Origin of the sequence: Vibrio sp. Vb1980 (assembly GCF_033338615.1) — a bacterium.
GTDB classification, from domain to species: domain Bacteria; phylum Pseudomonadota; class Gammaproteobacteria; order Enterobacterales; family Vibrionaceae; genus Vibrio; species Vibrio alginolyticus.
The window spans coordinates 1-631 of record NZ_JAWOSZ010000103.1 but is presented as its reverse complement, the minus strand read 5'-3'; the positions used below and the strand labels follow the sequence as shown (position 1 = coordinate 631).

1 pseudogene is annotated in these 631 nt (G+C 52.0%); it reads left to right on the top strand.

Features of this window, described 5'->3' with window-relative positions:
* Window positions 1–631 (top strand): annotated as a pseudogene (locus tag R7F64_RS23985) (exopolygalacturonate lyase); the annotation flags it as partial.

The following is a 631-nucleotide window of genomic DNA, read 5'->3' as shown; positions in this document are numbered from 1 at the left end:
GGCGAAAAATTCGTTGAGCAAGCGGTAAAAGGCGCGAATGCCAATATCGTTGAAATGCAAAACTCAGACTCGCAATACGTCGGCTTCTTTGCGTCACGCAATGCAAAAATGACCGTGAGCAATGTCGATTTGCAGCTTGCTGCGGCGGATACCGTGGACGCTCCAAAATACGCGGCCAAGCAGGGAGAATTGGTATTCCAAATCGCTTCTTCACCTCGCTCTGCAACCAAGGAATATCCGGTTCAAGCTCGTGCCAACTACTCGGGCGAATTTGAAGTTCTGCACAATGGCAAAGTGGTAGCGAAGCAAACCGTGACGGCGGGTGAGCTGTTCAGCCAGTGGCTGACACTTGATAGCGGCGCGAATCAAATGGAAGTGAGATTCACCGCCATTGACGGCCCAAACAAAGAGACACAAGCGCACCGTTACAGCGTTGACGTTGTTTCTCTGCCAGACCCAATGACGCTGTATGTTGCACCAAACGGCAGCGACAAAGGCAACGGATCTCAAGCGCAACCGCTTGATTTAGCTACCGCAGTAGAACTGCTTCCTGCTGGTGGCACCATCATTTTGAAAGATGGCGACTACCAAGGGATGGAAATCCCACTGACGGCTAGTGGCAGTGCCGACA